16 protein-coding genes are annotated in these 21,386 nt (G+C 36.5%); 10 read left to right on the plus strand and 6 right to left on the minus strand.

Annotated elements, in window-relative coordinates; translation table 11 throughout:
- Positions 1–29: 29 nt before the first annotated feature.
- Positions 30–2,570, minus strand: a complete 2,541-nt coding sequence (locus B9N79_RS22395) for an NACHT domain-containing protein (RefSeq protein ID WP_046218151.1) — start codon at positions 2,568–2,570, stop codon at positions 30–32.
- A 241-nt stretch (positions 2,571–2,811) separates the two neighbouring features.
- On the opposite strand from B9N79_RS22395, the gene B9N79_RS22400 reads away from it, so the two are divergent.
- From B9N79_RS22400 to B9N79_RS22415, 4 genes are all read left to right on the plus strand, one after another.
- Positions 2,812–3,873, plus strand: a complete 1,062-nt coding sequence (locus B9N79_RS22400) for an NAD(P)-dependent alcohol dehydrogenase (RefSeq protein WP_048896666.1) — start codon at positions 2,812–2,814, stop codon at positions 3,871–3,873.
- An 88-nt stretch (positions 3,874–3,961) separates the two neighbouring features.
- Entirely contained in the window at positions 3,962–5,362 is a 1,401-nt protein-coding gene (locus B9N79_RS22405; RefSeq protein WP_040056338.1) for a glycoside-pentoside-hexuronide (GPH):cation symporter, read from the plus strand.
- A 55-nt stretch (positions 5,363–5,417) separates the two neighbouring features.
- The gene (locus tag B9N79_RS22410; protein WP_046218154.1) at positions 5,418–6,401 is read left to right on the plus strand and encodes a carbohydrate kinase family protein; all 984 of its coding nucleotides are present in this window, start codon (positions 5,418–5,420) and stop codon (positions 6,399–6,401) included.
- A 210-nt stretch (positions 6,402–6,611) separates the two neighbouring features.
- Entirely contained in the window at positions 6,612–7,382 is a 771-nt protein-coding gene (locus B9N79_RS22415) for an SDR family NAD(P)-dependent oxidoreductase (protein ID WP_046218155.1), read from the plus strand.
- A gap of 310 nt (positions 7,383–7,692) precedes the next feature.
- On the opposite strand, the gene B9N79_RS22420 is transcribed toward B9N79_RS22415, so the two are convergent.
- On the minus strand, positions 7,693–8,145 hold the full coding sequence (locus B9N79_RS22420) for an Lrp/AsnC family transcriptional regulator (protein WP_019394023.1): 453 nt from the start codon (positions 8,143–8,145) through the stop codon (positions 7,693–7,695).
- A gap of 278 nt (positions 8,146–8,423) precedes the next feature.
- Here B9N79_RS22420 and B9N79_RS22425 point away from each other — a divergent pair, with 278 nt between their 5' ends.
- The 6 genes from B9N79_RS22425 (at position 8,424) to B9N79_RS22450 (ending at position 15,160) form a co-directional block, all read left to right on the plus strand.
- Positions 8,424–8,816, plus strand: coding sequence for a thioesterase family protein (locus B9N79_RS22425; RefSeq protein WP_019394022.1), 393 nt, complete (start codon positions 8,424–8,426; stop codon positions 8,814–8,816).
- Positions 8,817–8,884: 68 nt separating this feature from the next.
- On the plus strand, positions 8,885–10,024 hold the full coding sequence (locus B9N79_RS22430; RefSeq protein WP_046218156.1) for a Leu/Phe/Val dehydrogenase: 1,140 nt from the start codon (positions 8,885–8,887) through the stop codon (positions 10,022–10,024).
- Positions 10,025–10,052: 28 nt separating this feature from the next.
- Positions 10,053–11,120 carry a pyruvate dehydrogenase (acetyl-transferring) E1 component subunit alpha gene (pdhA, locus tag B9N79_RS22435; RefSeq protein WP_040056334.1) on the plus strand — a complete coding sequence of 356 codons (1,068 nt, stop codon included), beginning with the start codon at positions 10,053–10,055 and terminating at the stop codon, positions 11,118–11,120.
- Positions 11,120–12,142, plus strand: a complete 1,023-nt coding sequence (locus tag B9N79_RS22440) for an alpha-ketoacid dehydrogenase subunit beta (RefSeq protein WP_019394019.1) — start codon at positions 11,120–11,122, stop codon at positions 12,140–12,142. Before pdhA ends, B9N79_RS22440 begins: the two co-directional genes overlap by 1 nt.
- Positions 12,143–12,154: 12 nt before the next feature.
- Positions 12,155–13,438 carry a dihydrolipoamide acetyltransferase family protein gene (locus B9N79_RS22445; protein ID WP_085118987.1) on the plus strand — a complete coding sequence of 428 codons (1,284 nt, stop codon included), beginning with the start codon at positions 12,155–12,157 and terminating at the stop codon, positions 13,436–13,438.
- Between the two features lie 345 nt (positions 13,439–13,783).
- Positions 13,784–15,160, plus strand: a complete 1,377-nt coding sequence (locus B9N79_RS22450; protein WP_019394017.1) for an amino acid permease — start codon at positions 13,784–13,786, stop codon at positions 15,158–15,160.
- 415 nt (positions 15,161–15,575) lie between these two features.
- Here the strand turns inward: B9N79_RS22450 and B9N79_RS22455 are convergent, their stop codons facing one another.
- The 4 genes from B9N79_RS22455 to B9N79_RS22470 all read right to left on the minus strand — a co-directional run bounded on the left by B9N79_RS22455 (position 15,576) and on the right by B9N79_RS22470 (position 21,371).
- Positions 15,576–17,156 (minus strand): glycoside hydrolase family 32 protein, encoded by a 1,581-nt coding sequence (locus B9N79_RS22455; protein WP_040056333.1) that lies wholly within the window; start codon positions 17,154–17,156, stop codon positions 15,576–15,578.
- Between the two features lie 82 nt (positions 17,157–17,238).
- Positions 17,239–18,708: a glycoside hydrolase family 68 protein gene (locus tag B9N79_RS22460; protein WP_085118989.1), complete on the minus strand. Its 1,470-nt coding sequence runs from the start codon at positions 18,706–18,708 to the stop codon at positions 17,239–17,241.
- A 184-nt stretch (positions 18,709–18,892) separates the two neighbouring features.
- Positions 18,893–20,167: an ABC transporter substrate-binding protein gene (locus B9N79_RS22465; protein WP_040056331.1), complete on the minus strand. Its 1,275-nt coding sequence runs from the start codon at positions 20,165–20,167 to the stop codon at positions 18,893–18,895.
- Positions 20,168–20,198: 31 nt separating this feature from the next.
- Positions 20,199–21,371 (minus strand): response regulator, encoded by a 1,173-nt coding sequence (locus B9N79_RS22470; RefSeq protein WP_040056330.1) that lies wholly within the window; start codon positions 21,369–21,371, stop codon positions 20,199–20,201.
- Positions 21,372–21,386 lie beyond the last annotated feature (15 nt).

Below are 21,386 nucleotides of genomic sequence, written 5' to 3' on the forward strand. Positions count from 1 at the left end.
AATGTTTAATATACAAATATAAGGGATGGCTAGATGCCATCCCTTATATTTGTATTTTTTAGTAAGTTCTCATTCATTGATTTATGAAATTCTTCTACTTCCTGGCGGATATTAATAATTGGTTCCCATGAGTGAATTAAATTAATGACCTTTTCATTTAAATCATATGCTTCCTTGTACTTTCTTTTTCGAGCAAGTATTTGAGCTTTGCCATAATAGCAGTAGATAAGCTCAATTTGATTTGGTTTATTTTGATTATAAAGAAGGTTATTGAACATTTTTTCTGCCTTTTCATAGAAATCGCAATGCATATAGGCTAATCCTAGGTTGAAGTATGCTTCAATCGTTTTTTCGCCTCCGTATAACATGCTCTTTTCATTTGCTAATTCATAAAAATGAATAGCTTCTTTATAATTTTTAGTCAGTAAACAAAAATCTCCTTGCATTAATAAAACACGATGTTTGATGACAGGTATAACAGGGACACTACATATCTTCTTTAATATGTTCTTTGCTTCTTTTATCCGGTCCGTTTTTAAAAAAAACTTTGCTTTTAAGGCAAGTCCCCAAATCTTAAGATCGTGCGCTTCTTGATGGATCTCATCTGTTGCTTTTAATATGAGGAGTCCTTCTTCTATTTGGCTATATGCTTCTTCTAATTTATTTACTTCCATAAGCGCCCATCCAATAATATCAATTCGAATCAAAGCCTCAGAAATCTTATCATTCATTTGATGAGCGTAATCAGCAGCCTCTAATCCATACTGAATTCTTAGCGGTAGATTAACGCGACTTAGAAAATGACTGAGACGGAGTATTAAATTCATTACTAATTCTTTCTCAGCATGTTTACTTGCCCATTCTAAGGCTTTTAAAATATTGGGCCATTCTTGTTTAAGTTCCTCTAAATCCCGACCAAGTAAGTAACTCCAATATATGAATTGTGGTTGTTCGCGCTTTAAATGAGTATCTAAATATTGAATATAATACTGACTCCAACGCTTTCTTGAGTTTTTCTCAAAATCCTCATCAGCATCTAAATGTTGTTTACCATAAGTTACTACTGTTTGATGTGCTAAATAATGTGGTTTATCCCCAATATAATTCTGTTGTACAAGAGCATGAGTTCGCAACCTCTCAACAGCATAATGAAATTTTCGAGAGTCCAATCCAGCGGCTGTAGCCCAACTTTTCTCGTCAGGGGGGCTATGAAAGAAACAGAGCACTTGCCAAAGCCGTTGAGTATCTTCATTACACTTGTCCCATGTACTGCCAAATAAAAAGTCAAATAGCTCAACAAGAGAGTAACCGGCATTTCTTATTTTTTGGATAAGCTGTTCAACAGGGATATTATTATCTAGAATATAAGCAATGCTAAGTGATAGTGCTTTAGGATTGCCGGCAGTAGCTAAAATAAGCTCCTTTTGAACATTTAAAGGAATATTTAATAATTGCTCTATCTTTGTTTTTTTGGTTGAGGAAGGGTAAGTTTGGAGATGTCGACTTATTTCATAAGAGAAAAAATCCGATGCTTCCCCTTCCTCAAACCCTTTTAGTTGAATCGTATTTATTTCTAAAAAGCCTGCTTTATATTTTTGATTTAAATTTTCACGAGCGGTTAAAATGACCTTCACTCCTTGAGGAAGGCCCATGACAAATTCATAAATCTCACTTTCAGCTGTGTCGATACTGTCTACAATAAGAAGTAGAGGCTGTTGTTGAGAATAAATGGCCAAGACATTCCGGACAACAAGGCGTTTTTCTGCAATAGATTTGTCAATTTGCTCTGCACGTCCTAGTTGGTAGGCAATCGTATCTAAGAAGTCATTAAAACTTAATCCTTTCCAATCGCCATTAATCCAAATAATATGTTTAAATACAGGCCATTCCTGGTTTCTGTTTATCTGTTCAATACATAAATATGCGGCTTCAAGGGCTATTGTAGTTTTACCCATGCCTGCCCATCCGGCAATAAGACAAACGGGGGAAGGGGAATGAATCCATTGTCTAATAACTTCTAGTTCCTGGTGACGACCAATAAATTGTCCTGATCCTCGGGTAGGCAAGTTATGCATTAACGGTTCTTCCTTTATCTCAGACGTTGGATGAGAGGGATGGGAATCAAATAGTTTAGAAATAACCTCGTTGATTTCTCCTTCATTTGGTGGACCAAATGAAGAATCATTTCTCAATATCTTTGCCTTCCTAAAACAAGAAGCTACCCAAATCGGAATTGGTGGTGTAATAGTAGGAATTGAAGTTGTTGCTAATACATTTGTGAACCATTCTTTGTTCATATACTCTTCCTTAATAATAGTCCACAAGATTCCAAAAAGTTTTCCATCATCTATCCGTCCGGGAATATATTTCAAACCCATTTGCCCCATCCAACTCTTAATGGTGTTAGAAGAAACACCTATTTGATATGCAATCTTATCTAAATAAGATTGACCTAGAGAGGCGCTCTCACTTCTGTTTCTTTTTATTTTGTAATTAGGGTGATGCTTTAATGACTTAACACCCTTTGATAGCAAGGCGGCAAACTCCTCATGCCGTTCAAGTTCAGCCATATCGCCCACTCCTGTCTTGGTTATAAGATGAAAAGTACAGTGTGGCTGTACTTTTATACAGTGTAAAAAGCTACTGTACAACTAGATAGATATATACAATGAAATTGTATAATACAGATTCCAAAATGTATGCACTTACATCATAATTCTAGGGAGTATGATAGTCAACTTGAGAAATGAAGAGTGTTATATAGAAAAGGGATCCACATTCTTAACTCTTTTATTAGAAAGGAAAATGATGATGACTAACAATGTACCTACAACAATGAAAGCAGCGGTTATGCATAGTATAAGAGATATTCGGATTGAAACTTTACCAGTGCCACAACTAAAGGATGATGAGGTTTTAGTTAAAGTAATGGCTGTTGGAATTTGTGGTTCTGATTTACATTACTATACAGATGGACGAATTGGTCACTATAAAGTAGAAAAACCAATTATTCTTGGCCATGAATGCGCAGGAGAAGTGGCCGCTATTGGAGCTAATGTTAATAGGGTGAAAGTTGGGGATCGTGTTGCAGTTGAACCTGGTGTTACTTGCGGGACATGTGAAGCCTGTAAGGAAGGAAGATATAATCTTTGTCCAGATGTAGAGTTTTTAGCAACTCCTCCTGTTGATGGGGCATTTGTTCAATATATAAAAATGAGACAGGACTTTGTTTTTCAAATTCCAGATACCCTTTCATATGAAGAAGCAGCTTTAATTGAACCTTTTTCAGTAGGAATTCATGCAGCAGCAAGAACAAAGCTTCAAGCAGGCGAGATAGTAGCTATTATGGGAATGGGACCAGTTGGTTTGATGGCTGTTGCGGCAGCTAAAGCAGTTGGGGCAAGTCAAATTATCGTAACAGACTTAGAACCATTACGACTTGAAGCGGCAAAAGAAATGGGAGCAACACATACAATTAATGTTGCAGAACAAGACCCTATGGATGAGATTAGCAAGATTACACGTGGCAAGGGCGTAGACGTTGCGTGGGAAACAGCGGGAAACCCAGCTGCTCTTCAATCTGCTCTTTCTTCCTTACGACGTGGTGGAAGACTTGCAATTGTAGGGCTGCCTGCTCAAAATGAAATTCCTCTTAATATTCCATTTATTGCAGATAACGAAGTTGATATTTATGGTATCTTTCGTTATGCCAACACATATCCAAAAGGAATTAATTTTCTCTCTTCAGGGGTAGTTGATGCTAAAAAATTAGTTACTGATCGATATAGACTAGAGGATACGATGGAAGCTATGGAACGAGCACTCAACCATAAAAATGAATGTTTAAAAATTGTTGTGTATCCAAATCAATAAATAGAAAAGAGAAATAGACGTGCAGATTAATATCTTTTAATCTGCATCACAACACATAACAATGAAAACGGATTCTAGGGGTGTAGTTATGATAGAGAGAGAACGAACCGCAATAGAAGAAAATTCGAATAAGAAGCTGTCTTATTCAAATTCTCGCTTATCATGGGTAGAACGATTTGGGTATGGACTTGGGGATATGTCCTACAATATTATCTTTCAATTTGTGAATGCGTATCTACTTTTTTATTACACAGATATTGGTGGAATCTCACCAGGGGTTATTGCAACATTATTTATTGTTGTGCGTGTACTAGATGCTATCTTTGATCCAATAATGGGTGTCATTTTAGATAAAACAAATACAAGATGGGGAAAAGCAAGACCATATTTATTATGGGTTTCCATTCCTTTTGGGTTATTCACTGTACTATGTTTTACAACACCGAACTTTGGAGCAAATGGAAACATAGCCTATGCTTATATTACGTATATCCTATTAGGGATGACATTTAGTATGCAAACAATCCCTGTTAACAGTTTAACAGGGCGCATCACAAATAACATCCAAGAAAGAACAATATTAACAACAACGCGTATGATTCTTGTTTATATTGGAATCCTTCTGTCTATCTCATGTGCAACGCCACTTGCGAACGCCTTAGGAGGAGAGAATCAAGCCGTTGGATTTCAATTAACAGCTATCATTTATGCAGCAGTAAGTATTGTTCTAAATCTTATGAGTTTCTCTACGGTCCGCGAGAGAGTTGCACCGAAAAAAAGTAAGAAACACAGTATTAAGAAAATGTTATCAGTATTATTTAAAAATAAACCATTACTTATTCTAGCTTCGTCCTTTTTAGCCTTTGCAATTGGATTTAATATTAAGTTAAGTACAATGGTGTACTACTTTACGTATAATGTTGATCGTAAAGATTTAGTATTTATGGGAACACTATTATTTTTCGGAGCAGCTTTAATTAGTAATTTATTTATTCCGTACTTCTCTGATCGATGGGGAAGAAAGAAAGTTATGATCGTAACAGCAGCACTATCGTTGTTTACTTATGCTGGATTGCAGTTTACATCATATTCGTCTCTCACCTTAATCTTTATTTTACTCTTTGCTTCAGGCTTTTTTACAACCCCTCTGAATACACTTGCTTGGGGGATGGTTGCAGACTGCGTAGATTATGCAGAATGGAAAACAGGAGTAAGAGCAGATGGGGTAGTAATCTCTAGTATGAGTTTTACAAATAAACTAGGGGTTGCCTTAGCTGGATCGTTTGCAGCGCTTTATTTAGGAAGGAACGGATATGTAGCAAATACAGAACAAACCATTAATTCTTTAGATGCTATTAAAAATATGAATGCATTAGTGCCAGGAGTATTTATCTTACTGTCCATTATTATTATTTGTTTCTATCCTTTAAATGAGAAGAAGTATAAAAAGATGATAGAAGAGTTAAATCAAAGACCTTCCTATAAATAAGAAGAAACATATGTTATGCCTTTTTAAAGTCAAAAAATAAAATGAGAGTGATAAAATGCAAAACACCGTAAAGAAAAAAGCATCAGTTGTTTGTATTGGAGAGCTATTAATTGATTTCTTTTGTACAGATGTTGATGTTGATTTAACAAGAGGAAAACAGTTTTTAAAAAATGCTGGGGGTGCCCCTGCTAATGTCTCTGCTGCCATTGCTAAGCTAGGTGGAGATGCCTTATTTAGTGGAAAGGTAGGGGATGACTCTTTTGGCTACTTTTTAAAACAAACATTAGAGAATCTCAATGTAGATACTTCAATGCTTGTGATGGACAAGGAAGCAATAACAACTCTAGCATTTGTATCTTTAACAAACGATGGAGAGCGAGATTTCATGTTCCATAGAGGAGCAGATGCGTTGCTCACAATAGATGATATTAATCAAGATAAAATAGATAGTGCTAAGATTCTACACTTTGGATCTGCAACAGCATTATTAGAAAATCCTTTTCAAGAGACATATTTAACACTTATGAAAAAAGCTAATGAGGATGGAATATTCACCTCGTTTGATCCAAATTCTCGTATGGATTTGTGGAGAGGGAGAATAGATGAGTTTGTAGATCTTGCAAAAGTAGCTATCTCTTCAAGTGACTTTGTTAAAGTAAGCGAAGAGGAATTACACCTTATTACAGACACTATAGATAATCTAGCAGGTATTAATGTTCTTCATGGCCTTGGTGCTAAAATTGTTGCCGTTACTCTAGGTAAAAAGGGGACGCTTCTATCTAATGGGAAGAGGGCAGAGCTTATTAAAAGCGTTCCAATCGTTGCTGTTGATTCTACAGGAGCAGGAGATGCCTTTGTTGGAGCAACATTATATAAACTAGCAGGTAAGGAAAATCTTGAAGATGTCCATATGAATTTTGAACAACTGTATGAAATTATTTCTTTTGCCAATAAAGTGGGGGCTCATGTTTGTACGAAAATAGGAGCAATAGCTGCCTTGCCAAATATTGAGGAACTTCATGAGTTGAGTATAAGTTAGTTGATATAGACAGATACAAAGACAAAAGGCTAAGCAATGCACTATTTCCTTGCTTAGTTTTTTTGTCTTTATTTTATAACTGGCTCAAGTAAAAAGAAAAGGATAAACGTTAGCATGAAAGAATTTAAAGGGTAAATATTATGTAAGAGGTCTTTAACGGAGCTCATAAAGGGAACATAATAAACGCAGAATATTGGAGGGAGTAACACATTGAAAGCAAATTTTGACTTAACAGGTAAAGTCGCATTTGTTACAGGGGCGGGAAGAGGAATAGGAAGAACAATAGCTGAAGGATTAGCAAGCGCTGGAGCTGATGTTATCCTTTTAGCAAGAACGGAAGGTGAGATTGGGGAGGCTGCTGATGCTATTGCTGAAAAGACAGGAAGAAAAACTTTACCGATTGTGTGCGATGTAACGAACAGTTCCTCTATCCAAGAAGCTGTTGATTTTGCTCTTCAGCAATTTCATAAAATTGATATTTTAATTAATAATGCTGGAACAAGCGTGAGAAAGACGAGCTTCGAGCTGTTAGAAGAAGAATGGGACACTGTAATAGATGTGAACTTTAAATCTGTTTTCTTGCTCTCAAAAGTTATTGGAAAGCATATGGTGGAACAGAAATGGGGCCGAATTATTAATATAGCTTCTGTTGCTTCTTCTTTAACATTATCATCTGGAACTCCATATGGACCAAGTAAAGCTGGAGTTGTTCAACTAACACGTCAGTTAGCAAATGAATGGGCTAAGGACGGGATAACAGTAAATGCAATAAGTCCGTGGTTCTTTAAAACGTCCTTGAATGAAGAAGCTTTAGATAATAAGGACTTTAGAATAATAATAGAAAATCGTACCCCTATGAAGAGATTAGGAAATCTTGAAGAATTGATTACACCTGTTATTATGTTTTGTTCAGATGGAGCAGGCTACATAACAGGACAGAATTTATTTGTAGATGGGGGAGTAACGCATTACGGCTTTTGATAATAACTGAGTAAGAAGAGTTATTTATTTACCATAATCGTTTTAAATGAAGAATGTATCGCAATATGATGATATAAGAAATTCTGAATTATTGTAGAGAAAATGCACCAAATCATTATGATTTGGTGCATTTTCTAAGTTATTACTATTGGCATTTTAGAACTAAAACTGGGCTTTAAGTATGGAAGTATCACTATCTTATTTTGCTTTTTTACAATTGAAAATTGTTAAGGGAAGATGCCCTAACTTGTTATTTTTTCTGAAGTACGGAAGAATTTTTAGATTTTCTTTCCGATACTTTTAAGAACTCTTATTCTTGATGAGCTATATCAGGAACAATGCATTTAAAAGGAATAGGTGATGAAAGGACAATAGATGTATTAGCATGACCAAACGGAAGCAGGGAATCTATAAGCTGACTTAAATGCTTCATACTTGAAACAGCAGCTTTCAGTAAATAGTTAACAGAACCAGTTAATCGATGGCATTCAATAATATTAGGATTTTCTAAAATCCATTTCTCAAATTCTGAATAGGATTTTATTCGTAGGTCACTTAGCTGGATAAATACGAGGATATCCCTTCCAATTGCAGAAGTAGCCACGCGTGCACTAAATCCCTCGATAATGCCTTTTTCTTGTAAGCGCTTTAATCTTTCAGAAATACTAGGACGACTTAGAGATAAACTTTTGGATAATTCACTGATTGTAATACGACCATCAAGTTGAAGAATTTCAAGAAGGCGAATGTCTAATTGATCCACTATATACTCCCCTTTTAAATTGAAGTTAAATGACCAAAAATTCGTACAGAATATAACACATGTGATCAAAAAAATATTCTTTTTGTTATATAATTTGCTTTAATTATACCTTATCCTTAATGATATAAATATAGTTTTATAGTAATTGCCTTGGCGAAAGTTCAATTTTACCAATCAAGATTAGGTAATAGCCACTTTATGAATTTATTGAAGACACTCTGTTAAAATCTTTTTTCTTAAATAAGCTACTGTTCGGTTTGATAAGAAGGAGGGAAGGAATGAAAAAAGGATTAGAAGTAGGAGAAACTGCTATTGTAACTGATAGAGTAACAAAGGAGATGTTTGCTCAGTTTGAGGGGCAAGTTGTTCACCCAGCTTATTCAACGGTTTCCATGGTTTATCATATGGAATGGGCATCTAGAAAAATTATTTTACCCTATTTAGAAGAAGAGGAAGAAGGCGTTGGTGGAGCTGTATCTGTGAAGCATATTGCCCCTACAGCCGAAGGTTCTCTTATAACTGCTGTGGCTACTATAAAGAACATTCAAAGTAACATCATTACCACTAAAGTGGAGGTGCGAAATGAAGAGGAAGTAATTGGGGTAGGAGAAGTCAAACAAGTTATTCTTCCTAAAAGGGAGCTCGAAAAGAAACTGCATCCTAGAAATTGAAAAGTGTAAATTTCATCTTTTTTGAAAGCGTTTTCTATTATAATTGTTGCCATAATGGAGGTATAGTGATGAATGCAATGAAGCAATCTGTCCAAACTACGGAAACTATTTTAGAAAGAACACATGAACATGAACAAATCATTTTTTGTAACGATCCAGAAACAAATCTAAAAGCTATTATTGCTATCCATAATACAACACTTGGTCCAGCATTGGGCGGTTGCCGTATGCACCCCTATCGTACTGTGGATGAGGCTTTGGAAGATGTGCTTCGTTTATCTAAAGGCATGACATATAAGTGTGCAGCTGCTGATGTAGACTTTGGTGGGGGAAAAGCTGTAATTATTGGTGATCCAGCAAAGGATAAAACACCAAATATGTTTAGATCTTTCGGTCAGTTCGTCGATTCTTTAAATGGCCGTTTTTATACAGGTACAGATATGGGAACTTCAACAGATGACTTCATCCATGCTTCAAAAGAGACAAATTGCATTGTTGGTATTCCTGAAGCATATGGAGGAGGCGGTGATTCCTCTATTCCAACAGCTCTTGGAGTTATTTATGGTTTAAAAGCAACAAATAAAGCGGTTTTTAATACAACTGATCTTTCTGGTAAAACATATATCATTCAGGGCCTAGGGAAAGTCGGTTACAAAGTAGCGGAGCAACTGCTTGAAGCAGGTGCTGATTTATATGTAAGTGACATCAACCAAGAAGCAGTAAAAGCGATTCAAGAACGTGCAAAGCAAGTGGGAAGCATTGCCCGCTTTGTAAGCGGAGATGAAGTGTATTCGGTAGCTGCTGATATTTTTATTCCTTGCGCGTTCGGGGGAGTTATTAATGATGAAACAATTGAAAAATTAAAAGTAAAAGCAGTTGTTGGGTCTGCCAACAATCAGCTTCTTTTAGAAAGTCATGGGAAATTGCTAAAACAAAAAGGAATTTTATATGCTCCTGATTATATTGTAAACGCTGGTGGCTTAATTCAAGTAGCAGATGAACTGTACACCTATAATAAAGAGCGGGTATTAACGAAAACAAAATCTATTTATACATCATTATTAGAAATTTATAAGGAAGCTGAGCTGGATAATATCACGACTATCGAAGCAGCTAATCGTTTTTGTGAAAAGCGTATAGACGAACGTAGAAAGCAAAATAGCTTTTTCACTCATACAAAGCGTCCTAAATGGTCTATTCGCAAGTAATAAAAACTTTTATAAATGAGGTGATGATATGAAATTAGAATTTCCAATATTCCAAATTATTAATGAAGAAGGTCAGTTAACAGATGAAAAGTATAAAGAGAGAATGACAGAGGACCTTGTAAAGAAATTCTACTATAACATGGTTCGAATTCGTACATTTGATCGAAAGGCTATTAGTTTACAGCGACAAGGTAGGCTTGGAACATATGCTCCATTCGAAGGTCAGGAAGCTTCTCAAGTAGGAAGTGCCTTGGCTCTTGAAAAAGATGATTGGGTGTTCCCTACATATCGAGATCATGGTGCTACGCTGACATTTGGTGCCAATATGGCTCGTACGTATTTATATTGGAATGGTCGTGTTGAGGGCTGTGTGCCTGAAGCGGGAAAAAAGATATTTCCTCCTGCTGTTCCGATTGCTACTCAACTTCCCCATGCGGCAGGCGCTGCGATGGCGGAACAAAAAAAAGGGACGAAAAATGCAGCGATTGCTTATTTTGGCGATGGAGCAACTTCAGAAGGAGACTTTCATGAAGGTTTAAATTTTGCCAGCGTATTTCAAGCTCCTGTAATCTTTTTTAATCAAAATAATGGCTTTGCTATATCTGTACCAATTGAAAAACAGATGAATTCTAAAACAATTGCTCAAAAAGCAATTGCCTATGATATGCCAAGCATTCGAGTTGATGGAAATGATGTTTTTGCCGTTTATTTTCAAACAATGGAAGGACTTGATCGGGCTCGTAATGGAGGAGGGCCTACTTTAATAGAAGCGATAACATGGCGATACGGGGCTCATACAACCGCAGATGATCCAACTAAATATCGCAATCAATCAGATAGTGATAGGATCCGTGAGATTCAAGATCCTCTTCTTCGTGTGGAGCGTTATATGAAGAAAAACAACTTGTGGGACGAAGAATGGGTAGCGAAAATTATGGGAGAAGTTACAAATGAAGTAGAGCAGGCAATCAAAGAAATGGAAGCCTTTCCAAAACCGAATGTAAATGATTTGTTTGATTATGTATTTGAAAAGCCAGTATGGCCCATTACAAAACAAAAAGAACAATATTTTCAATTAAACGGGAGGGAAGATTGATGGCTATCAGTAGAGAGAAACTAGCAGAAGTCCATGGTGCAAAAACCCAACAGTTAACTCTTGTTCAAGCTATAACCGATGGTTTGTCTACTATGCTAAAAGAGGATGAAAAAGTTCTTTTGCTTGGAGAAGATATCGGTAAAAACGGAGGAGTATTCCGTGCTACAGATGGCTTACAGAAACAATTTGGAGAAGGAAGGGTTATTGATACACCGCTTAGTGAAGCAGGAATTATTGGTACATCTATTGGTATGGCTATCAATGGATTTAAACCAGTAGCAGAAATGCAGTTTCTTGGGTTTATTTATCCTGCATATGAGCAAATTATGACCCATGTATCACGTATTCGCATGCGAACGATGGGCCATTATACAGTTCCAATGGTTATTCGTGCTCCATATGGGGCAGGTATCCGTGCTCCAGAAGTTCACTCAGACAGTGTAGAAGCTTTATTCACCCATATGCCTGGTATCAAGGTTGTATGTCCATCTTCTCCTTATGATGCAAAAGGATTGCTTATCGCAGCAATTGAAGATCCGGATCCTGTTTTATTCCTAGAGTCAATGAGAATTTACCGTTCTACACGTGGAGAAGTGCCAGAGGGAAAATACACCGTTAAGATTGGAAAAGGAAGAAAGCTCAAAGATGGAAATGATGTCACTCTTATTACTTGGGGAGCGATGGTACCTGTTGCAATGAACGCTGCCCAGCAGGCTGAAAAACAAGGGATAAAGTGTGATGTTATTGATTTGCGCACTTTATATCCTATTGATAAGGATATCATAGCAGAATCAATTCAAAGAACAGGCCGTGCTGTTATTGTACATGAAGCACATGAAACAGGCGGCTTGGGCAACGATATTGTTTCAATTATTAATGATACTTCCTTTTTATACATGAAATCACCAATTGAACGTGTAACAGGGTTTGATGTACCAGTACCGTTCTTTGCATTGGAAGAGCATTATCTTCCAACTCCTCAACGAGTATTTAAGGCAATTGAAAAAGTGATGCATTTTTAGGAGGGATGAACAGTGGTTGAAGTAAAACTTCATGATATTGGTGAGGGAATGACAGAAGGGGAAATTATTCATTATTTTGTTAAGGCAGGGGACACGGTGACAGTAGACCAATCTCTTTTAGAAGTTCAAACAGATAAAATGGTTGCAGAGCTTCCTTCTCCAGCCTCAGGGAAAGTTAAGAGCATTATTATTGACACTGGAGATACGGTGGAAGTTGGTACAACACTTCTTGTATTAGAAACAGAAGAAGGAAAGGCTGCAGAATCAAAAGGAGAGAAGCTATTATCAGAGCCTTCTTCTGAAAAAGTAGAGGAGTTACCAACAACATTAAATCAAACAGTTCCTGTTATGCAAGAGACTGAAAGAAGGTTTATCATTGCAGCACCTTATACAAGAAAAGTGGCACGTAAATTTGGTGTAGATATTAATGAAGTTACAGGGACAGGAAAATCAGGGCGTATCACAGTAGAAGATGTGCATAACTTTGTAAAAGAACGTGATGAAGGGTCTTCTTTAGAAGAAAGACAAGAAACATCTTCTAAAGTGAGTGAAGAAGATGTTGAATTAAAACACCACATTAAAGACCAAGGAACACAGAAGGAAGTAAAAGAAACAATGCCATTTAGGGGACGTCGGAAGCAAATTGCTAAAAAAATGACAAAATCTCTTTATACAATTCCTCATGTTACACAGTTTGAGGAGGCGGATTTAACCGAACTGCTTGCGTACCGAAATGATTTAAAGGAAATGAATATGAATATTTCCGTAGCTGCTTTCTTTATTAAAGCTATTGCTGTAGCATTAAAGAAATTTCCGGTTTTTAATGCCAAGCTGGACGAAGAAAATGAAGTGATTTATTTAGAAAAAGAGTATAATATTGGAATTGCCACAGATACAGAAGAAGGCCTAATTGTACCTGTTATTCACCACGCTGATAGATTGTCTGTTAGTCAAATTCACGAAAAACTGAAGGAGTTAACGAGAAAGGCACAAGAAGGCAAGCTTACAATGGATGATATGAGGGGAGGAACATTTACAGTTAGTAATGTTGGTCCTCTAGGAAGTATTGGCGCAACTCCAATCATTAATCATCCGGAAACTGGATTAATTGCATTTCATAAGACGAAAAAAATGCCTGTTGTAAATGAGAACGATGAGATTGTCATTCGTTCAATGATGACAATGTCAATGGCGTTTGATCATCGAGTAGCGGATGGAGCTACAGCTGTAGCTTTTACAAATCGCTTCAAATATCTGATTGAAAACCCAAAGTTATGGCCAATTGAATTAGCTTAAAGATCATACAGATTCAGATAACAGGGGGTCCTCCCCCTGTTATTAGGTGATGTGTAAAAGGAACGAGAACGTTGGAGAGTAAGAAGGCCAATATTAATATGTGTTTAAAAACTAGATTTTTTAAAGTAGCGAATGATTGAAAACAAAGTACCCAGCAAATAGTCAAGTATTCATTGCAATCTCATATTGTCTGGAGCCACTAGGGAAATAGACTTTAACAAATTTGACTAAAAAGACAAATCATTACTTCATGCTTGGAAAGAAAAGAACTATCATTCATTTAAAAAGATATTCTCAATGCACAGTGAAAGGGATTCATTTAATAGAATCGAGGGGGAATAAGCGATGGGATCAAGCAATTCACCACTTCAAAAGAAATTACTGCCACGACATATAAGTTTAATGGCAATGGGAGGAGCAATAGGGACTGGAATCTTTAAAGGGAGTGCTGAAACCGTAACGTTAGCAGGACCAGGTGTTATTTTTACTTATATGTTTGCAGGGATTTTGCTTCTAGTTGTTATGGGGGCTATAGCAGAGATGGCTATTGCTTATCCAGATACTAATATGAAAGGGTTTGTTCGTCTAGCCTTTGGTAAGCGGGTGTCTTTTGTAACAGGTTGGTTGTATTGTTTTATGTGGCTCTCTGTATGCGTTATTGAAGTAATTGTAGCAGGGAGCTTTTTTCAATATTGGTTTCCTAATATTCCGCTTTGGGTATTGAGTCTGGGCTGTGCAGTCTTAATTATTGGGATTAATATGATGAATGTTAAAAATTACGGGGAGTTCGAATTTTGGTTTGCTGGTATTAAGATTGCGATGATTATGATATTCATTGTTCTGGGAGCAAGTATTCTCTTTGGAATTACGCCAAGTAACCAGTCGAATTACTTGCAAAACTTTACAGAGCATGGAGGCTTTTTCCCAAATGGATCAATGTCAATCATCTCGGCACTGTTAATTGTGATGTTTTCATACGGAGGCTCTGAATTAATCGGATTAACTGTAACCGAAGCAAAAGATGCTGAACGTATTTTACCTAAGGTTATTAAAAGTTTTATTTGGAGAATTGTCTTGTTTTATACGCTGCCAATCCTCATAATTTGTGGTTTAATTCCTTGGAACGAAATAAGTGACCAATCAAGTCCATTTGTCCAAGTATTATCAATGTCTGGTTTGCAGGGAGCAGCTCATATTATGAATTTCATTTTAATCACGGCTGTCTTATCTGCTGCGAACTCTGGCATATATGGTTGTACAAGAATGCTCCACTCTTTAGCAATGGGAGGGGAAGCCCCCAAGACGTTCTCTTATGTATCTAAAAATGGTGTTCCGTCATATAGCTTAATGTTAAGTGCAATTGTATTAATCGTTGGCTCTCTGATTACTTATGTTGCACAGGACCAGGTATTTACTATATTAATGGCGGTTCCTGGTTTTGTCGTATCATTAATATGGATTAGTATTTGCTTATCACAACTAAAACTTCGTAAATCATATCCTAAAGAACCAAGCTTCAAATTATGGGGCTTCCCTTATGTAACAGCATCTACGGCAGTAGTCTTAATTATTATTTGTATCATGTTTGTATTAAATGAACAGAATCGGACAAGTATTATTGCCTGTCTCCTTGTTTTAGCTATATTAGTTGGAGTTTCGATTATAAAATTTAAACGTTTTGATGCACAGAAGGCTGATTCGGGAGAAAAGAGGATAATGTAGATTTGTAATATTTCTTAGGCCCTTTAGTTTTATGGTAATAGAGAAATGAAACTGCTGTGCTGAAATAACATTTAAGCTACCACTTGCTTTAGTTATATATGGAGTTCAAAACTTAAAAAGTGAAAGCCCAAAGGAAAATGCCTTTGGGCTTTTTAAATTTATAAATGCGTTGTCAAAAGAGTAAGGTAACAGCTCCATTTTTATTTATGAGTAATGTATATTATTGTGTCCCTTTTTTCTTCATTTGCTGTATTTATAGGATTGATACTGTACAACTGTTTAAGTTCATTTAAAAGACTTTAAGAAGATTCCTTCATTTTTGGAAGAGAGGTGGCGAATTATACTTCTTATAATGAACACGTTCTTTAGATAAAAAAGAACACAGGGCATACTTAATATCTAGCCCTGCGTTTACTTATTTTTTATTCGATTTGTATATAGATTGATAATGTTTAATCTCTATATTTTTAAAAGTAGCGGTTCCGCCTTCAGAAAAGAGAGTTATGCCGTCATCCTCTAAAGGAGGGAATACTTGACTAGAGTGAACCACTTTTCCATCATCTATAAATACTTCAACAGTCGTTTTATCAACAAGTATTTTCAAATGAACTTTTTTCTTATTTAGATCAAAAGAAGCTTTGCTTTCGATATATTGATTACTCTCATCTGGCTGGTGTGTTAATCCTCGATTTACATAAGAGTAGGCTCCATCAGCAAAGATACCAACGTCAATATGTCGCTTTTCATCAGATGATTCGCGCAGGCGTAATCCAACATTGTGAAGGTCTTCCCATGAAACATCTGCTTCTAGTCTGTAAGCCACTCCTTCAGTATCAAGCTTTTTTGATCCATCTACTTTAATCTCTTCATATTGATCCGTAGTTTTAGTTAACTTATTCAAGTTTTCGTTAGGCTGTGATGCTAAGTAGTAGTTGTCGTCACCTTGCTTTTTCAGCTCTATTCGACGGACGATAGAATCAATCCCATTGAATCCTTCTTTTACAGTAGGCGTGTTGTCTGCATAGTCCCAGTTGTTCATCCATGCTAGGGCATAGCGATGGTCTAATTTGTCGTCATTTAGCCCATCTTCGAAAGTGACACCGCCATACCAATCAAATCCATGGTCAAGCCACTGGGGCTCTTCTTGAGCTGGCACAAATTCTTTTCCATTGTATTCACCAGTCCAATAAGCATAAGTATTCGGTTTTCCGGTCTCTTTACCATTTGCGCTCGCTCCAAGAATCCATTTGATTGATCCATCGTCTGCACGCATCATATAAAGATCAGGACATTCTATAAGTCCAATGTTTTTTGTTTCAAAGCCTCCTGTATACTTCCAATCTTTTAAATCATCAGATTCATAAAATCCAATCTTTGTTCCTTCTGCCATAAGCATAACCCACTTATTTGCTCTGTCATCCCAAATGATTTTTGGATCACGGAAATCTTTTGTACCAGGATTTCTTAAAATGGGCTCATCACTATAAGATTTGAACGTTTTTCCTTTATCTTTACTGTACCATAGGAATTGTTCTTGCTGACCACTCGCAGAGGGTTGGGTCACAATGGCAATAACGCTATTCTCACCGAACCCTGCCGTATTCTGAGCATCTACTACAACTGAACCTGACCATGGATCGCCGTTTTTATTTGTATACTTAGGTATTGCTACCCCTTCGTCTTTCCAATGAACAAGATCAGTAGACGTTGCATGACGCCATTCTGTTCCATTTCCATTAGGATAATCTCCATTATAAAGATAGTAATAGTGATATTTTCCATCTAGATAGATTGGCTTCTGAGGATCATTCTTCCATTTATCAGGGCTTGTGAAATGATAGTTAGCACGATACGTTTTTTTATCTGTCACTTTATGTTCATCCTCTTTCTTAGGTTCTGATTGCTTGATTAGAAATCCACCAATGGCAAGAAGAAGGCAAACAAGAGAAACAAATATCCATTTCTTTGATTTTGTATTTGGTATGCTTTTTGTCATATAGAGTCACCACGCTTTAATTCTAGGTTGTATAGGATAATAAAAAGAAAATACCAATAAGCATTGGTATTTTCCTTTTTTATTATTTATCAACTGTAACTTGTCCTTGTTCAAGGATGCTATCTTTTACCACAGAAGATTTCTTTCCATCAAGAGAAAGTTTGAAGCTTGGAGCGAATGTTGATTTATGATCTGCAAAGTATCCTCTGTTTGTCATATAGCTTGTGACAACAACATCGTCGCTGTTCTTTTGAGGAATTGCATAGTGAGCATAGTTCCAAGTGACATCGTTCGGATCAAGGTCTTGATGTAGAACAATTCCTGTTTTGTTCATTGGTTTGTAAGGGCCTGTTAGAGAGTTAGAAACATATCCTAGCATATAGATGTCTTGATCATCTATGCCGTCAATCGTCATTTTAGATCCACGACTGCTTGTGAATAAGTACCATTTTCCATCTTTTTTGAAGATGTTTGGACGCTCAATTTCATCTGTTACTGTATTCGAAGTGATTAATGGTTTCATAACTTTTTTAAGCGTATAATCGTCATTAATTTCAATGATTCCAATCGCACCGTTTGCTAATTCAGCATATTCTTTTTTAGGACTTTGTAATAGTTTACTTTTTTCATCTTGGAAGAAGGCATTGCTCTTACTATAGTAAGCTCTGTTGTATAAAGAGTCTTCTCCTTGATAGCCTGTATCCTTTCCTGTATTAGCTTCAAATACAAGGTATTTATGGCCATTGTCTTCAACATAGTGAGGATCTCTAAGCGTGTGGTTATCTTTAAAATCTACATTACCTTTGCTAAAAGCTTGTTCAACCTGTTGGTAAATCGATCCATCCCCGTCAAAGATTGATTTGTGATCTTCTACACCGTCGACGTTAAGTGTGCCGTTTTGTTCTTCAGATACATATACTTGTGCTGTTGTGAGTGTTTGTTTACCGAAAAGGTTCTTGCTTTCATCAAAACCTGTTCTGTTTGTATAGAATAAGCGAATTTCTCCATCAGAAGTAAATGTTGCAGAACCCGACCATTCTTCAGCTTGATCTTTTAAGTTTTCATCATTTGCTTTGTATTTATCGCTATCATCAAAGACGCGACCAGCATTTTTCCAAGCAGCTAGTGAATTGTCACCTACTTTTTTATAGAACATGTAGATAAATGTGTCATTAGCATTTTTCGGATCTCCAGCTAAACCAAACACAATGTTGTACCCTTTGTATTCAGCTACTGTACCATCAGCATTTTGTAGTGGCCATGTATCCCAAACATCCATCTCAATTTTATTTCCATTTTCATCAACTTTCGTTGCTGCAGGAATGTTTTTGATTTTAGATGCGTCAAACTGCGGCACCGTGAAGTTTGAATTTCCATGCTGATTGATCATGTTTTTCATGTCAAGTCGAGTCATATGCGAAAATCCATAATCTTCGTTATGATCTTGAGCAGTTTTTGGTGCTGCATGAGCAATTGCCCCGCTTCCTCCTGCTAAAATTGCGGTACTAAGGGTGATTACGCCTGCTTTTTTCGCCAAACTCTTGAAGTTCATATTCTTCCTCCTATGTAGTAGTAGGGGACGGAATATTACCATTCTGCTTGTCCGTCCATGTGTTAACAATTAAATTATAGGGGAGTGCTTGCTTGCTGAATATGGAGGATATTGATTGAAATTTAGTCTTGAATTGATATATGAGGAAATAAAAAAGAGAGGCTTAAGGAAAATAAGGTAGCTCTTACTCTCCTTGAGCACTCTCCCAAGCATATTGATATCTTTTTAATAGCTGAGTTTGGGTTAATCTTTTTGCGATATATTGCTGTGTAGCAGCTCCGAATTGTTCTCTGATTCCAACAGGAAAATATAGCGTGCTAGCCGATACTGTTCTGCCTTCTTTATAATAACGAAGGGTTTCAGTAGCTAATGGGCCAGATTGATTTGATGGAATGTTTTTAAAAGCAGGGATAAATCTAAACTGCTTTGTCATAAATCCTTGGCCTTCTTTAGAGGTTACCATCCAGTCTAGAAACTTTTTGGCCTCCTGTTTTTTTTGCGGGGTTGTTTGTTTATTAATGACCCAGTAATTTGGGGTATTCACAATTAATGATTGTTCACCGTGATTATTACTAAGAGGAATAGGCATAATACCAACATTCAGATTAGGGGAACGTTGATCAATTAACGGTTGAATCCAATTTCCTTGTAGAACAATGGCTGCTTCACCTTTGGAGAATTGATTCATTTCCATAGTGTAATCTGTTTCAAGCGGGTCACTGTTTCCGTATTTCAGTGTTACATCTAAAAGGTGGGTAAGGTCCTTGAATTTTTGGTTGTTCGTAATCGTTTTTGACCCTTTATTTAATTGAGTAATATAAGCACTTGGATCTTTTTGTTGAAGGAACGCAATATTCATCAAATGATCGCCTAGCTGCCATTTTTCATAATAACCTAAAGCAAAAGGGGTGATGCCTGCCTTCTTGAGTTTTTCCGCTGTTGTTTCTAATTCATTTAATGTAGTCGGTAACTGCTGAATACCTGCTTTTTCAAATAAATCTTTATTGTAGATAAACCCGTACCCTTCTAAATTCATAGGCATACCGTATACCTTTTCACCCGATCTGATAGGCGATAACGTTTCTGGTAAGGCTTGAGGTACCCAAGGTTCTCCTGATAAATCTTCTAAATAATCATGCCACAATTCAGCGCTTTTTCCGCCTTGATTTGTAAAAATATCAGGTCCTTCACCAGCAGCTAATTCTGCCTTCAAATCAGATAAGTCATCGATCGCGCCTCCAACGGTATGAACTTCTATATTAATATGAGGATGCTCTTGTTCATAAGCTTGCACCATCTCTTCAAACGGAGCCGCAATTTCTACTTTAGGATTTCGAATACTTAAAGTAATCTTATCTTGTTTCACTTCTTGAGTCTCTTTTTTGACCTTTTGTTGACACCCGTATAAAGATAAGCTAAGCGTTCCAATCAAACATATATTTAATAGCTCTTTTTTCATTTTGTCACTCCTGAAAACGATCGGTGTCTAACTATCTACTTATTACTGTTAGTTTTTTCTCTTTTCTATATTCAAAGGGAGTTAATCCGACTACTTTTTTAAACAGTTTAGAGAAGTATTTTTCATCTTGATAACCGAGAAGTAAAGAAATGGAGTAAATCGTTTCTTCAGTATCTTCTAGCCACTGCTTTGCTCGTTGGATTCTTAATTTTGTCATATATTTAGAAAGCGGCAGTCCTGTTTCTTGTTTGAACTTCCGCGAAATATGCTCCCGGCTAAAGAAAAACAGGTTCGATAGCTTCTCTAAACTTAATTCTTCCATATAGTACATGTCTACATATGAAACAATGTCTTTCATACGACGGGCAGCATGAAGCTCATCTAACTTATGAATCGAACGGTACTGGTGATTGTCTAATGCCTCTTGTAAGAACTGAAAAGCATCTAAGATATGAGATAACGACGATAATGATCTCCCGCTCACAAAGCGAACAGGAATATCAAAGTTTTGACTTATCCATTCTTCAACTGTTAACCATTCATTGCGTATTGTGATGATAACACAAATGTTTCGATCACTTTGAAGGGAAAAGGCATTTCCTAGCTTTCGATCTTTCAGCTCATCTGATAAGGCTTTGATATAAGGCTCCGCATAATGCATTTGATAGAAAGAAATTAAAGCCATCTCATATTGATCAGAAAGAGGGAGATAGGGAAGAATGTCTGTTGATTTGTATGCTTCTCCCATACATGCATTTGTTACTAACTGCTCAATACGGAGCTTTTGGAAGTCTTCATCAATTGTTTCCTGTCCACTATGGGAATTTTGCTCGTTTTCCCATGCTTGGACAGCTTCTGCTAATGTATGATTAAAGGGTTCTTCTTCAATTGGCTTCAATAGATAATCGAAACTACGATGTTTAATGGCTTGTCTCATAAATGAATAATCGTTATATCCAGTCACAAAGATTACTTTACCTGGATATGAGGTGCTATCTAACCATTCAATCATTTCTATTCCACTCATTTTTGGCATCTTGATATCTGTAAAAATAATTTCTGGTTTTGTAGCTTCAATAATATGTTTTGCTTCTTCTCCATTACTTGCTTCTAAAATATCAGTTATGCCGTATTTCTCCCATTGACCTAGATAACGTATAACTTCACGTACATTCACTTCATCATCAATAATTAAAGCCTTCACACTTTTTCCTCCTTA

The sequence above is a fragment of the Priestia filamentosa genome (genome assembly GCF_900177535.1).
Classification (GTDB): domain Bacteria; phylum Bacillota; class Bacilli; order Bacillales; family Bacillaceae_H; genus Bacillus_I; species Bacillus_I filamentosa.

Excerpts from the sequence above, each read along its gene's own strand:
- B9N79_RS22395 (WP_046218151.1), bottom strand. The coding sequence starts at position 2,570 with ATGGCTGAACTTGAACGGCATGAGGAGTTTGCCGCCTTGCTATCAAAG.
- B9N79_RS22400 (WP_048896666.1), top strand. The coding sequence starts at position 2,812 with ATGACTAACAATGTACCTACAACAATGAAAGCAGCGGTTATGCATAGT.
- B9N79_RS22405 (WP_040056338.1), top strand. The coding sequence starts at position 3,962 with ATGATAGAGAGAGAACGAACCGCAATAGAAGAAAATTCGAATAAGAAG.
- B9N79_RS22410 (WP_046218154.1), top strand. The coding sequence starts at position 5,418 with ATGCAAAACACCGTAAAGAAAAAAGCATCAGTTGTTTGTATTGGAGAG.
- B9N79_RS22425 (WP_019394022.1), top strand. The coding sequence starts at position 8,424 with ATGAAAAAAGGATTAGAAGTAGGAGAAACTGCTATTGTAACTGATAGA.
- B9N79_RS22430 (WP_046218156.1), top strand. The coding sequence starts at position 8,885 with ATGAATGCAATGAAGCAATCTGTCCAAACTACGGAAACTATTTTAGAA.
- pdhA (WP_040056334.1), top strand. The coding sequence starts at position 10,053 with ATGAAATTAGAATTTCCAATATTCCAAATTATTAATGAAGAAGGTCAG.
- B9N79_RS22440 (WP_019394019.1), top strand. The coding sequence starts at position 11,120 with ATGGCTATCAGTAGAGAGAAACTAGCAGAAGTCCATGGTGCAAAAACC.
- B9N79_RS22450 (WP_019394017.1), top strand. The coding sequence starts at position 13,784 with ATGGGATCAAGCAATTCACCACTTCAAAAGAAATTACTGCCACGACAT.
- B9N79_RS22455 (WP_040056333.1), bottom strand. The coding sequence starts at position 17,156 with ATGACAAAAAGCATACCAAATACAAAATCAAAGAAATGGATATTTGTT.
- B9N79_RS22460 (WP_085118989.1), bottom strand. The coding sequence starts at position 18,708 with ATGAACTTCAAGAGTTTGGCGAAAAAAGCAGGCGTAATCACCCTTAGT.
- B9N79_RS22465 (WP_040056331.1), bottom strand. The coding sequence starts at position 20,167 with ATGAAAAAAGAGCTATTAAATATATGTTTGATTGGAACGCTTAGCTTA.